The organism is Psychrobacillus faecigallinarum, from assembly GCF_014836595.1.
Lineage (GTDB): Bacteria > Bacillota > Bacilli > Bacillales_A > Planococcaceae > Psychrobacillus > Psychrobacillus faecigallinarum.
Genome location: NZ_JACSQO010000005.1, coordinates 195,874 through 208,555, shown reverse-complemented (window position 1 = coordinate 208,555; position 12,682 = coordinate 195,874). Strand labels below are relative to the sequence as shown.

Here is a 12,682-nt window from a genome sequence, read left to right as displayed (position 1 = left end):
CCCCCTGCAAGAGTAGGACGTCGCTGGGCACTGGAAAAAGTCGTTACCGAGAAATCGGTGACGGCTTTTTTGTTTGTTCTATAAAGAAATTAGAAGTGCCGAAGGTACTAACCATTCCTAACTAAGCAAGTGTACGAGAAAGCAGAGGGGCGGCAAAGAGTTCAAGGAAGCAAGGAAGAGAGGCTCGGAGCGTATAGCATACGCGAGAACCATCGACTGCGGCTGACGAAGAAATCTGCCACACCCATCTGTTTTCGCAGCCCAAGGAACATGCAAATTTAAACCCTTTAAGCTTATGATGAATAATTTTAATAATTATTTTAAACTACAATTAAAATATTTACTCCTTTATGCACTTCTGTTATACTTAAAATAGAACAGACGGGGGGATGGAAATAATCAATAAAAAGGGCCTTATATTAACTTTAATATTTCTTTTTATAATACTTTCAGCTTGTAGTAACAAACAGGAGGTGAACGATGTGTCCAAAGGTAAGGATGAATCAAAGAAAACTGTTTCCTTAGAGACTGTAGAAGGGATTTGGGAAGGATCTATTAATGTGCCTAATCAGCCGTTACCAATCACTATACAGTTTACAAAAGAAAAAGGTAGTATTAGTATCCCTATCCAGGGTTTAAATGATCATCCGCTTACCAATATTACTCTAAACGATACTGATATTACTTTTAACATGCCGCTGCCGGGACAAAAGATATCCTTTCTAGGAAAGCTGGAGAATGAAAAAATCGCAGGGACGTTTACACAACAAGGGCAGTCGTTCCCGTTTGAATTGAGCAAAGTAAATGAACTTGAAGGAACTGCTGAGCATTTAGAAGAAATTGAAGTAATGGGTGGCAAAATGATTGGTCAAATAGAAGTTCCAGAGGGGGAAGGACCTTTTCCGCTTATGATTATTCTTGCAGGTTCAGGACCCACCGATCGTAATGGAAACTCCTTAGTTATGGCAGGGAAAAATAATAGCTTAAAAATGATTGCAGAAGAACTAGCAGCAGAGGGAATTGCTAGCATACGCTATGATAAAAGAGGAGTAGGACAAAACATTGATCTTGCCACAAAGGAAGAAGAACTAAGATTTCATCACTATATTGAAGATGCAGAAGCTTGGGCAAACTTTGCAAAAGATGACGAACGCTTTAGTGATATAGGCTTCATAGGTCATAGTGAAGGATCTCTTATAGGTATGGTTGCTGCAAAAGAGGTAGAAGCCTCTATATTTATATCACTAGCAGGTGCGGGAAGACCAATAGATGAGATATTAAAAGAGCAATTAAGCGCTCAGTTACCAAATAATCTTATGGAGGAATCTCAAAAAATATTAGAAAAGCTTAAGCAAGGTCAACAGGTGGATGAAGTCTCTAATGAATTACAAAGCATATTTCGTCCGTCTGTTCAACCATATATGATTTCATGGTTACAATACAATCCAGCTGAACAAATTCAACAATTAGATTCAAGAGTATTAATCGTGAACGGTACATTAGATATGCAAGTTCCAAGTAACGATGCAAAACTTTTACATCAAGCAAAGGGAGATTCTGAACTATTGATCATTGAGAAAATGAATCATGTATTAAAGGAATCCCCAGACGATGAAGCAGGAAATATGGCAACATATACAGATCCGAGCCTCCCGCTAGCAGATGGATTGGTTGAAGGAATCCTTAAGTTTATTAAATAAGAAAATGAAGGTATCTACCTTAAGTAAATGAGTGATAGAAAGCTATTCCTAAATCTTTTCTTATCATAAAAAAAACGCTGAACTAGTAGTTCAGCGTTTCAAGTTAAAATATAGCCTTCTGTTGTTTTTGTTTTCTTCGGATGTCTGCAATTGTAGGTATACACATACCTATCAATATGACAACGATTCCTAGTACCTGTAGCCAGGTAAGAGCTTCACTTAGAACAAGTACGGATACCATAACAGCAACTGGCAATTCCATAGCACTTAAAATAGATGAAACTGCACCGCCTACTTTTGGTACAGCAATTACGAAGAAATAAATTGGGATAATGATACCTAGTAATCCTAAGCCTAGTCCCAAGAAAAGAAGAGATTCTGTGAAAAGTTTCCCATTCCACATAATTTCTGGGCTTTGGAAAACCGAAATCATCAAAGCAGCGATAAAGGAAACCCATAGCAGACGAGTAGTAGTATTCATTCCCTCTACTTGTTTAGTATTGATGTTCATGTTAAGTGAGAAGGATACCGCGGCTGCGAAACCATAAACCCAGCCTCTCCAGTCGATTCCACTTAAATCGACGTCTAGTACACCTGCAGCTAGTAAAGTACCAGCAAATAAAATAATAAGAGAGATAACTTCTGCTCGAGAAGGTAATCTTTTTCTTATAATACAATCAATCAATGTGCCAATCCAAGTAAACTGGAAGAGCATGACTACTGCTAGAGAGGCTGGTAAATATATAAGAGCTTGTCCATAGACAATACCCGTAGTTGCTGTAAAAATACCTGCTAACAGTACAATTTTAAACCCGCCATAAAGGCGTGGTATTTTTCTTTGTGTAACCATGTAGATGAGTAATGCTAATAGGAAACCAACAATATATTGACTGGAAACAGCTTCAGAAGCTGTATATCCTTGTCCAATTGCTAACTTCACCATTGTTGATAAGGTCCCATAACAGCTGGCTGCGAAGACAACCATTAATGGGTAAATCCATAATTTCATAACCTTGCTTCTCCTTCAATCAGGGGCCTACCGTTTTCACCATGTGATAGAAAGGCTCGCCGATAATGGTCCAAGGACAAACATTTTCAAATCCTAGACGATTATATAAGCGTATTGCAGCCTCTTTCTCAGTTTCTACATTCAAGGAGAGTTTCCCGCCACCGTTATTTTTAACTACTTGTTCAGCAAAATTTAACAGTTTCGTTCCAATCCCATGTCCACGATAGGTTGGATCAACGACTACAGTATCTATATACCATTCTCCAGGTAACGTCTCTTTATCGATTGTAACCTGTGTTCCACTTTTGGCTGAAAGATACTTCTCTAAATTAGCATCCAAAGTAACTGCTTGTTCAGCAGTATAAAAAACTAGAACTCCAGCAACTTGACCTTCCATTTCTGCAACGTATGTATTTAAAAATGAATGACGATTGCTGGTTTGAGTAAATAAGTGAATGAATTCCTGGGTAATTGCTGATTCTTCAGTTTCACCAGTCATTTGCATAGAAATATCTCCGATTGCCTCCATGATCAGCGGAACTGAGGCTTCGGCGTCTTCTCTTTTAGCTTTTCTTATAATAGTTTCCATTCAATTCACCCCCCAATTTTTTATTATAACATAATTTATGAAACCTTTCTTTTATAAAGGTAGGAATTAAAAAGGAGGAACTATATTGAATTTTTCAACTATACCTTGGGAATTAGTATTACCAATTATTATTTTACAATTCATTTTAATGTTGGTAGCCTTTATTGACCTTATAAGAATATATGCAACAAATGGTCCTAAGTGGCTATGGGCAATAATTATATTAATATCTGGAATATTAGGTTCTATTTTATATTTTATAGTGGGGAGACGTAACGAATGACAATATTATTAAGCGTAGAATCACTAACAAAAGAATATGGAAGAGAAACAGTAGTTCGAGATGTATCCTTTTCATTGATGAAAAATACTTCTACTGCTTTGATTGGGCCTAATGGGGCGGGTAAAACGACTACTCTCTCTATGCTGACAGGTCTTGTGGAGCCAACATTTGGTGATATTAAGTTAGATGGAAATAAGAGTGATCTTAGGAGCATGATTGGTTTTTTACCCCAGTATCCTAAATTTTTTTCGTGGCTCACAGCACTTGAGTTTACCGAGATGACAGCAAAATTAAGTGGGATAGAGACGAGAACGGCCAAATTAGAAGCAGAGAAAATATTAGATTTTGTAGGTTTAGAAAAAGCAAAGAAGAAAAAAATAGGAACATTTTCTGGTGGAATGAAACAAAGGTTAGGATTAGCACAGGCTATTGTACACCAACCATCCCTCCTTTTGTTAGATGAGCCAGTATCGGCTTTGGACCCAGTAGGTAGACGAGAGATATTGAATCTCTTAAAGGAGCTTCAAGAAAAAACGACTATCCTATATTCCACGCATATTTTAAATGATGCAGAGGAAATGACAGATCAACTATTATTTTTAAGAAACGGAGAACTAGTCGAACAAGGATCTCTATCGATGGTTCGTGAAAACTATGCCAATCCAATGATTAAAGTCTTTTTCTCTAACGAGCAAGATTCTGGAAGGTTTGTGAGTAGTTCCCCATGGAAAGCCATTCAAAAAGGGAAATCTGTCTGGATTCCTTTACGAGGAATGGAGCCTGAAATGAGAGAGATTCTAGCGTATGTTGCCCTGGATGACTGGAATATCCAAAAGATAGAGAAGGCTGCAGCTAATCTCGAGGAAATATTTATGCAGGTGGTGAACAAACAATGAGGACATTTCTAGTGTTATTTCAAAAGGAATGGAGAGAAAATACTCGTAATTTCAAACTTCTATGGATTCCTCTCGTATTTGTTCTCTTTGGAATTACTGAGCCAGTAGCTAATTACTATATGCCACAGATTTTAAGCTCTGTTGGCAATCTACCAGAGGGTACAGTCATTCAATTCCCTCCAATGACGCCTGAGCAAATACTAATGTCCACCATTAATCAATATCAATTAATCGGAATGCTAGTAGTGACATTAGCGTTTGCAGGGCTAGTATCTAGGGAACGAAAAAATGGAACAGCTACTTTGTTATATGTTCGGCCTATTTCATTTACCGACTATGTAAGTAGCAAACTAGCTGTAATGAGTATAATCGTTGTAGGAAGTTTTATTATAGGAATTATGGCAAGTCTATATTATACGTCGATTCTTTTTGGAACAATTGAATTCTCCAGCTTCTTTGGATTTTCAGGTACTTATATCATATGGCTTTTATTTGTCGTAAGTATTGTTTTGTTTTCAAGCGCTGCATTCTCTACAGGGATTGCTTCTACCATATCTGTCATTTTGGTAATATTTGTTCAGTTTGTAGATGGATTGTTAGGCACATACTGGACTATCTCTCCATGGAAGCTACCGATGTATGCGGGGCTAGTCTTAAATGGGGATATACCACAGAGTTCTTTCATGTGGAGCATGTTAATCACTATATTGGTAATTGGCATTTTACTGATTGGAGCAGTGTATTTTGCTAAAAAGAATATATTTAAAGCAAAAATATAATACGAGGTGACTAAAGCATGGAGTTACGTAACTCGGATCGTTTCATTACATCCTATAACCGTTTAGACAAAATCATGAGAGAGATGGTTGGTACGCAGGAGCACCTATCTTTTTTTAGGCTAATTGACTTCGCGAAAAAGAAGAACGCTATTATTAGAAGATATGAAGCAGATTTACGAGAGTATGGCGATTTAAGAAATGCCATTGTACATCATAGAACAACAATGGAATATGCTATAGCTGAACCTCATGAAGAGGTCGTAGCAAGGATGGAAGAACTAGAGGGCGCTCTTAGTAAACCTATAACTGTGGCTCAAATGTTCTCAGGTAATGTGACTACCTTTCAAGAAACAGATTCTTTAATCTATGCACTAAAGATTATTAAGGACAAAAAATATAATCAGTTTCCTGTATATAGTGATGATAAATTTAAGGGGCTCATTACACCTGTAGGGATTACTATGTGGATGGCAAGTGAGGCTGAATCCGAGAACTTCTCCCGAAAAAAAGCTACTTTGGGTGAAATTCTGAAGCATGAAAGTAATAGAGAGAATCATCGGTTTGTAGAAGCTGATATGTCTGTCTATGAGGCGCTGGAAATATTCAAATCTGCAATTGGAAGAGGGAAGAGATTAGAAGCTCTTCTCATTACCAAGAATGGAAAATTAAGCAATCAATTAATTGGAATTGTAACTCCAATGAGTATGATGAAAATTCAATAATTCTTTTCTATAATTAGATGACTATTTTACCTTTTATAACGTAAAATGGAAATAGACATGATTTTCTCATGTAATTATAATAGGGAATGGAGGAATTGATTTGAACACGTATGAAGAGGAGCAGCTACAAAAGTACAAACCAGAAGGCTCGACTTCAAAGACTTCTACTGAGATGTCCGTAGGAGATTGGCTAATCACTATGCTTATTATGATTATTCCAATCGCCAATTTAGTTATGCTGTTTATCTGGGGGTTTGGAAATCCAGATCCAAGACGTAACTATGCACGAGCAACACTTATTTGGATGGCTATTTCTATAGTGTTAACTATTTTGCTTTATGCTATTATAATTTTCTTTGTTTTTTCAGCCACTAGTGGAATGAACTAGCACTTATTTCCTGGGAAATAAGAAAAGTCGACAAATTTAGCAATCCCCATATAAATGTATGGGGATTATTTTGAATCTCACGTGAACAACCTCTTTGTACATACAAACTAGGAGATTTTAGATGAAAAAATGGATTTTTTTATTAGTAGTAATATTAGCTGTGTCGCTTTACATAGGGAACACTCGCGTAAGTATTAACGAAGTTACAATTGAATCAGAAAAGATTCCAGCTAGCTTTAATGATTGGACAATACTACAAATTTCAGACTTACATGATGCAACATTTGGGGAAAAACAAGTTAAACTCGTCAATAAGATTAAGGACATAAACCCGGACATTATTTTTATAACGGGTGATATAATTGACAGCAATCGCTATGACTTACAGAATAGTCTAGATTTAGTCAATCAAATTATTAATATAGCACCAGTTTACTATGTTACAGGGAATCATGAAATTGCCACCAATGATGTAAATCATATTAAAACTTCCTTACAGAATGTGGGTGTCCATGTTTTAACCAATGAAGAAGAAATGATGGAATATAACGGTGAAAAGATGCGTATTATCGGCATTGAAGACCCCTTAAGCGGTTTCTCAGTTAATGAGCAGCTTAAGCGGTTTGAAGATAGCGAGGATTATACGCTAGTGCTGTCCCACCGACCAGAGGTATTTCAAGACTATGTAGATTATAAAATGGATTTAGTGTTCTCTGGTCATGCGCATGGAGGCCAATTCCGAATTCCCGGATTAGGAGGTTTAGTTGCTCCTGGGCAGGGAGTGTTTCCTAAATATACATCAGGAACCTATGAAGCAGAGGATACAACAATGATTGTAAGCCGTGGTTTAGGTAACAGTTTGGTACCTATTCGTGTATTTAATACTCCTGAGTTAGTCGTTGTCACATTAAAAAGTAAGTAAAACCCCCTGCAAATTTCACATTTAGAGTGAATAAAAGCAGGGGGTTTTATATTTATTTATCTACTATTTGAAATGTCTCTAGTATACTTCGGAAATTCGAACCGTGACCTTCAGCAGCTTCTAGAAAATACTTCTGTGTAATAACAAAGCTGCCACCATTACCATTGTCAATGATATAAATGTCGCCGACCGGACTATCCCAATTAGTTAACCCCGTAGTATCATGGCTAATTGCGTGCAACCAGTATCCTCTCACTGGTTCTGTAACAGTCTCTGTTTCTTTCGGACTGGTATAATCCAATTCTATTTGTTTTTCTAAAATGGGGAGCAGCTCATCCGGTGTTTGATCTTTGATTTGTTCAATTTTCATAGAAACCTCTGGATACTTTTCCTCTAAAGGCTCTCTTGTTGTAAGAACGTCCGACTGGTCGCCTACGATTAGCTTATAACGATCTTCGTCAAAGTTAATCGTGTAATGCACTTGCTTGTCAGTGCTTTCCTGTTCCCGCTCCGTCATAATTGCCTCTTGATTCTCCTCGGATACTTCCTTGTCGGGAGCTTCAACATTGCTAAATACATTTGGGACAAAAACAATTAATAGTACGACACATGCAATTAGGACAAGGGTTAAAATAAGATACTTTTTTTTCATATTTCACTCTCCTCCTTTTATTAAAGGATTATTGACTTGACTAGTACAATTCAAAAGTGTGTAAAGTATTAGACGCGAAATATGGAAAAAAGTAACTATAAAAATGGAGAATTATTATTTGAACCAACCTTTTTCTTTAAAACGAGAGATTGCTTCAATTCGATTACCCACTTGAAGCTTTTCTAAAATCACTGATATATAATTTCGGACAGTCCCTGTTGTAATGAAAAGCTCATTTGCAATTTCTTTTGTATTTTTGCCATCGGCAATTAGTTCAAGAACTTGGCTCTCTCTTTCGGTTAAAGGATTCTCTTCTTCAAAGGCCATATCTACTAATTCTGGAGCATAAATTCTGCGGCCATCCATAATTATACGGATAGAATTTGCGAGCTCCTCACTAGGACTATCCTTTAAAAGATAACCATTAACTCCTGCTTTACGTGCTCTTTCAAAATATCCTGAGCGGGCAAAGGTAGTTAATATAATTACCTTACAAGGGTTATCTTTTAACTCTTCCGCAGCATCTAGTCCACTTTTAATAGGCATTTCAATATCCATAATACAAATATCAGGTTGAAGCTGTTGAATAAGTTTAAGAGCTTCCTCTCCATTATTTGCTTTACCGATTACTTCCATGTCTTCTTCTAGATTGAGAAGAGAGCCAAGTGCCCCTAACACCATCCGTTGATCTTCAGCTATAACAATTCGTATCATGTCTAATCCTCCTGCCGTGTTTGTAATATTACATTTGGAACTCGTATATTGATGGTAGTGCCATTTTTTGAATAGATATCAAGACTGCCATTTACAAATTCCAATCGTTCCTTAATACCTTGCAATCCATGTCCTTTAATCCAATCCTTACTAAGATCTAAACCCTTGCCATTGTCATGTACCTTCAGTAGGGTTTCTTTAGCAGACTGCTTGAGAGAAATCGAACACGATGTAGCTCCACTATGTTTTACTACATTCGTGACTGTTTCCTTCAGACACATACTTAGCATATTTTCTACAATTGGAGGGAGTTTAACAGTGTTGAGAGAACCACTAAACTTACAAGAAATTTCCGCCGCGTTTAATATTTGTTGCACTCGATAAATCTCATCCTCTAATTTAGTACCCCGCATGTTTGTAACTAATTCCCGTACTTCCTTCAAAACGGAACGTGCAGTCTGGTGAATATCTTGAATTTCATGCTTGGCTGCCTCAGGGTCCTTATCCATTAATCTTCCAGCTAAGTCGCTTTTCAATCCTATCATTGATAGCTTTTGACCAAGCGTATCGTGTAAATCTCTTGCTATTCTTTCTCGTTCCTCTATAACCATATACTGAGCAATCCGCTTATTAGCATCCTCTAATTGGCCTTCTAACATTTCTCGTTTATGTCGATTATAGGTGCTAAAAGGCAATAGGATTACACCAAGCATACATATGACTAAAAATGGCCATTGAGAGATAAATAGCTCTATTTCTACAAAGAAACCAATGATGACTACAGTTAAGGTTGCAACAATATTTAAGCTATATATCAAAAAGAAGCCTACCTTTTGTGTGATATTACCAATAAAGAAAGAAAGAAAAATAGAGAAGTATATATAGCCGTAAAAGAAGGTCATAAATAAGCTAATCGTTATTTCAATAGCTAAACAAACGTATAAAAACCAACCTGTAGACTTAAAAGAAAGACGATATGCAAGAAAGAATATGCCGGTTAAAAGTAAGCCGAAAATAATTTCTGAAAGCTCATTTGAACGAAAGATGAAGAAGAAAGGGAAGATACAAAATACTATCCAAGCATAAATACTTAACCAGGGAGATTTAGGGAAAATTTGATACCACTTTGTCATTTATAAGACACCTCTCGCATATACGCTTTCCTATATTATAATAGAAAAACCATTCCCTCGTAAAAAGGAATGGTTAAATTAGGGATTTATTTTCCTTCAAATGTTGTATTTTTAGCATTTAGATTGGATTGCTTCAGCAAATGCTTAATCTCTTTAAAGCTTACAAAGCTTTTATTTTCTTCATCAAACAAACGGAAATGAATGGACTGTAAGCTAGTACGAAGATTGATGGTTGTTGCCTTGTGTAAAGGTGGTGTCGATTCATGTGCTTTTTCTAAATTGTAATTAGGAACTCTTGGACTTAGATGGTGCACATGATGAAAGCCGATATTGCCAGTTACCCATTGTAGTACACGTGGTAACTTGTAATAAGAGCTTCCTTCGATGGCAGCTTTCACATAATCCCATTCTTTCTCATCCTCGAAATAGGAATCCTCAAACTGATGTTGTACGTAGAATAACCAAATACCTAATGCTCCTGCTACAAAAAGAATAGTTCCTTGAATAATTGCAAAGGCTTGCCAGCCAATCATCCAAATCATGAAAGAATAAATTGCAATCACTGAAATGTTAATGATATACGTATTATTACGCTCTTTTCCTCGAGCGCCTTTACGATTAAAACGATTACTTACTAAAAATAGTAATGCAGGTCCTAAGCCAAACATAACGATAGGATTGCGATATAGTCGATAAGAAAGTCGCTTCATAGGTGAAGCCTCTACATACTCTTCAACGGTCATCATCCAAATATCGCCGACTCCACGTTTATCTAGGTTACCGCTAGTTGCATGATGAATATTATGCTCGCGTTTCCACTTTTCGTAAGCAAACAATGTGATAATACCAGTGATAGTTCCTGTTATATTGTTAGCTTTTTTATTTTTAAAGAAGGATCCGTGTGTGCAATCATGAAAGATAATAAATATACGAACGACAAATCCTGCAGCAATGACAGACAATCCAACAGTCAGCCATACAGAAATGTCGAGGCTTAAATAGGCTAAAAACCAGAGGATAAAAAATGGTGGAATCGTATTAACCAACTGGACGATACTTTTCTTTAACTCGGAATTTTCAAATGGCTTTACATTTTTACGTAACTCGAGTGTTTTTTCTCTACTCATTATTATTCCTCCTACATATAGAACTTGTTAGGTTAACTATATAGAAGTGTTGGTATTAGGAGTAGGCATAAACGTCAAGTCAACACTATGACAAATATCATATAGGACAATATATAGAAAAAGAGCTAACCGTAGATATGCGGTTAGCCCTTTGCTTATTTTTTACTACGTTCTTCTTTTAACAATCGAACTGTTTCATCGAATTCTTTTTCAATCTCTGCATTAGGCTTGTAGGTTAACAAGCTTACTACAACAGTGAAAATAAGAGCTAAAAGGAAACCTGGAACAATTTCATATAATGTATCTGAAAGTGTTTCGTTAGTACCCCAAATGACAACAGTTATTGCCCCGATGACCATTCCCCATACTGCGCCTTGTGAAGTTAGCTTTCTCCAATACAAAGAAAGTAAAATAACCGGTCCGAAAGCAGCTCCAAAACCAGCCCAAGCAAAGGAAACAAGTTTCAAGATAGTAGACTCTTGATCCCAACCAATTACCAAGGCTATTATAGATACAACTAGTACCGCAAGGCGTCCATATAAAACATATGTTTTATCAGAAGCATCTGTTTTAATCACTGCTTTGTACAAATCTTCTATTAGAGCCGAAGAAGTAACTATTAGCTGAGATGAGATGGTACTCATTACTGCAGCTAAAATAGCAGCTAGCATAATGCCTGCAATAAATGGATGGAATATAATTTGCCCAAGAGCAATAAATACAGTTTCAGGATTATCTAAACTAAGGTTTGGATTTTGTTGATAATATGCAACTCCAACTAAAGAAGTTCCAATTGCTCCAGCTAAACTTAAAATCATCCAACCGATACCGATGCGACGAGCTTGTTTAGTTTCTTTTACAGAGCTTATAGCCATAAAACGAACAATGATATGAGGCTGCCCAAAGTAGCCAAGTCCCCATGCAACGGCAGAAACAATTCCAACAAAGGTAGTACCTGCAAATAAGCTAAGATGAGTAGGATCTACTGCTTTTATCGATTCTACAGTTTCACTTAACCCACCAGTTGTAAATACTCCCACTATTGGAACAGCTATTAAAGCAAGGAACATGAGAAGACCTTGAAGGAAATCTGTGTAACTAACTGCAAGGAAGCCCCCAAATAGTGTATAGGCTACTGTTACTCCCGATACAATTAACAGACCCGTGTGGTAGTCTAATCCAAAAGAGCTTTCAAAGAAAACTCCGCCTGAAACCATTCCTGAAGATACATAAAATGTAAAGAATAAAAGAATAATCAGGCCGGAAGCCACTCGTAGTAAACGAGAAGATTGCTTTAAACGACTTTCTAAGTAACTTGGAATAGTAATGGAATCATTGGAAACTTGTGTGTATACACGTAATCGTGGAGCCACATATAACCAGTTTAAATATGCTCCAATGGTTAAACCAATCGCTATCCAAGCTTCTCCCATCCCACTAAGATATATTGCTCCGGGTAACCCCATCAATAACCAACCAGACATATCGGCAGCTCCTGCACTTAATGCAGTAACAGCTGGACCGAGTGAACGTCCGCCTAGCATATAATCTGTCAAATTAACCGTCTTTCTGTACGAATAATAACCAATAGCAAGCATGGCCACCATATATATGGCTATGGCTATTATTTGATAAGTTTCTGCTGACATATAACATCCTCCTCTGGTCATAATCATAACATTTTTACTTTTTAACTTCATTAGGAAATCTTAGCAAGTTAATATAACCTGTTATTTATAAATGATAAAATAGATATAAATAAACATAC

Annotated in this window: 14 protein-coding genes; 7 read left to right on the top strand and 7 right to left on the bottom strand. The window is 36.8% G+C overall.

Features of this window, described 5'->3' with window-relative positions:
* Window positions 1-482 precede the first annotated feature (482 nt).
* Window positions 483-1,700: an alpha/beta hydrolase family protein gene (locus H9650_RS20795; protein WP_318245413.1), complete on the top strand. Its 1,218-nt coding sequence runs from the start codon at window positions 483-485 to the stop codon at window positions 1,698-1,700.
* 103 nt (window positions 1,701-1,803) lie between these two features.
* On the opposite strand, the gene H9650_RS12120 is transcribed toward H9650_RS20795, so the two are convergent.
* Both H9650_RS12120 and H9650_RS12115 read right to left on the bottom strand, forming a co-directional pair.
* Window positions 1,804-2,709 carry an EamA family transporter gene (locus H9650_RS12120; protein ID WP_144538268.1) on the bottom strand — a complete coding sequence of 302 codons (906 nt, stop codon included), beginning with the start codon at window positions 2,707-2,709 and terminating at the stop codon, window positions 1,804-1,806.
* A 19-nt stretch (window positions 2,710-2,728) separates the two neighbouring features.
* Window positions 2,729-3,298 carry a GNAT family N-acetyltransferase gene (locus H9650_RS12115; protein WP_144538269.1) on the bottom strand — a complete coding sequence of 190 codons (570 nt, stop codon included), beginning with the start codon at window positions 3,296-3,298 and terminating at the stop codon, window positions 2,729-2,731.
* A gap of 85 nt (window positions 3,299-3,383) precedes the next feature.
* Here H9650_RS12115 and H9650_RS12110 point away from each other — a divergent pair, with 85 nt between their 5' ends.
* From H9650_RS12110 to H9650_RS12085, 6 genes are all read left to right on the top strand, one after another.
* Window positions 3,384-3,581, top strand: coding sequence for a PLDc N-terminal domain-containing protein (locus H9650_RS12110; RefSeq protein WP_225216048.1), 198 nt, complete (start codon window positions 3,384-3,386; stop codon window positions 3,579-3,581).
* A complete protein-coding gene (locus H9650_RS12105; protein ID WP_191697330.1) occupies window positions 3,578-4,477 on the top strand; it encodes an ABC transporter ATP-binding protein in 900 nt (299 codons plus the stop codon). The genes H9650_RS12110 and H9650_RS12105 overlap by 4 nt, the downstream gene beginning before the upstream one ends.
* A complete protein-coding gene (locus H9650_RS12100) occupies window positions 4,474-5,256 on the top strand; it encodes an ABC transporter permease (RefSeq protein WP_144538271.1) in 783 nt (260 codons plus the stop codon). Before H9650_RS12105 ends, H9650_RS12100 begins: the two co-directional genes overlap by 4 nt.
* A 17-nt stretch (window positions 5,257-5,273) precedes the next feature.
* Window positions 5,274-5,978: a CBS domain-containing protein gene (locus H9650_RS12095; RefSeq protein ID WP_144538272.1), complete on the top strand. Its 705-nt coding sequence runs from the start codon at window positions 5,274-5,276 to the stop codon at window positions 5,976-5,978.
* A 100-nt stretch (window positions 5,979-6,078) separates the two neighbouring features.
* Window positions 6,079-6,366 (top strand): hypothetical protein, encoded by a 288-nt coding sequence (locus H9650_RS12090; protein ID WP_222123068.1) that lies wholly within the window; start codon window positions 6,079-6,081, stop codon window positions 6,364-6,366.
* Window positions 6,367-6,487: 121 nt separating this feature from the next.
* The gene (locus tag H9650_RS12085) at window positions 6,488-7,288 is read left to right on the top strand and encodes a metallophosphoesterase (protein ID WP_191697329.1); all 801 of its coding nucleotides are present in this window, start codon (window positions 6,488-6,490) and stop codon (window positions 7,286-7,288) included.
* A gap of 52 nt (window positions 7,289-7,340) precedes the next feature.
* Here H9650_RS12085 and H9650_RS12080 read toward each other — a convergent pair whose 3' ends face one another.
* The 5 genes from H9650_RS12080 to putP form a co-directional block, all read right to left on the bottom strand.
* Window positions 7,341-7,940, bottom strand: a complete 600-nt coding sequence (locus H9650_RS12080) for a hypothetical protein (protein ID WP_154311947.1) — start codon at window positions 7,938-7,940, stop codon at window positions 7,341-7,343.
* A 114-nt stretch (window positions 7,941-8,054) separates the two neighbouring features.
* Window positions 8,055-8,654: a response regulator transcription factor gene (locus H9650_RS12075; protein ID WP_144538275.1), complete on the bottom strand. Its 600-nt coding sequence runs from the start codon at window positions 8,652-8,654 to the stop codon at window positions 8,055-8,057.
* A 2-nt stretch (window positions 8,655-8,656) separates the two neighbouring features.
* Window positions 8,657-9,787: a sensor histidine kinase gene (locus H9650_RS12070; RefSeq protein ID WP_154311946.1), complete on the bottom strand. Its 1,131-nt coding sequence runs from the start codon at window positions 9,785-9,787 to the stop codon at window positions 8,657-8,659.
* Between the two features lie 86 nt (window positions 9,788-9,873).
* Window positions 9,874-10,914 (bottom strand): fatty acid desaturase, encoded by a 1,041-nt coding sequence (locus H9650_RS12065; RefSeq protein WP_144538277.1) that lies wholly within the window; start codon window positions 10,912-10,914, stop codon window positions 9,874-9,876.
* Window positions 10,915-11,069: 155 nt separating this feature from the next.
* Window positions 11,070-12,563, bottom strand: coding sequence for a sodium/proline symporter PutP (putP, locus tag H9650_RS12060; RefSeq protein ID WP_144538278.1), 1,494 nt, complete (start codon window positions 12,561-12,563; stop codon window positions 11,070-11,072).
* Between the last annotated feature and the right edge of the window lie 119 nt (window positions 12,564-12,682).

What these genes read in the sequence shown, in the direction of transcription:
- H9650_RS12100 (WP_144538271.1), top strand. Translation starts at nt 4,474, where the DNA reads ATGAGGACATTTCTAGTGTTATTTCAAAAGGAATGGAGAGAAAATACT.
- H9650_RS12065 (WP_144538277.1), bottom strand. Translation starts at nt 10,914, where the DNA reads ATGAGTAGAGAAAAAACACTCGAGTTACGTAAAAATGTAAAGCCATTT.
- H9650_RS12075 (WP_144538275.1), bottom strand. Translation starts at nt 8,654, where the DNA reads ATGATACGAATTGTTATAGCTGAAGATCAACGGATGGTGTTAGGGGCA.
- H9650_RS12080 (WP_154311947.1), bottom strand. Translation starts at nt 7,940, where the DNA reads ATGAAAAAAAAGTATCTTATTTTAACCCTTGTCCTAATTGCATGTGTC.
- H9650_RS12070 (WP_154311946.1), bottom strand. Translation starts at nt 9,787, where the DNA reads ATGACAAAGTGGTATCAAATTTTCCCTAAATCTCCCTGGTTAAGTATT.
- putP (WP_144538278.1), bottom strand. Translation starts at nt 12,563, where the DNA reads ATGTCAGCAGAAACTTATCAAATAATAGCCATAGCCATATATATGGTG.
- H9650_RS12115 (WP_144538269.1), bottom strand. Translation starts at nt 3,298, where the DNA reads ATGGAAACTATTATAAGAAAAGCTAAAAGAGAAGACGCCGAAGCCTCA.
- H9650_RS12085 (WP_191697329.1), top strand. Translation starts at nt 6,488, where the DNA reads ATGAAAAAATGGATTTTTTTATTAGTAGTAATATTAGCTGTGTCGCTT.
- H9650_RS12105 (WP_191697330.1), top strand. Translation starts at nt 3,578, where the DNA reads ATGACAATATTATTAAGCGTAGAATCACTAACAAAAGAATATGGAAGA.
- H9650_RS12095 (WP_144538272.1), top strand. Translation starts at nt 5,274, where the DNA reads ATGGAGTTACGTAACTCGGATCGTTTCATTACATCCTATAACCGTTTA.
- H9650_RS12120 (WP_144538268.1), bottom strand. Translation starts at nt 2,709, where the DNA reads ATGAAATTATGGATTTACCCATTAATGGTTGTCTTCGCAGCCAGCTGT.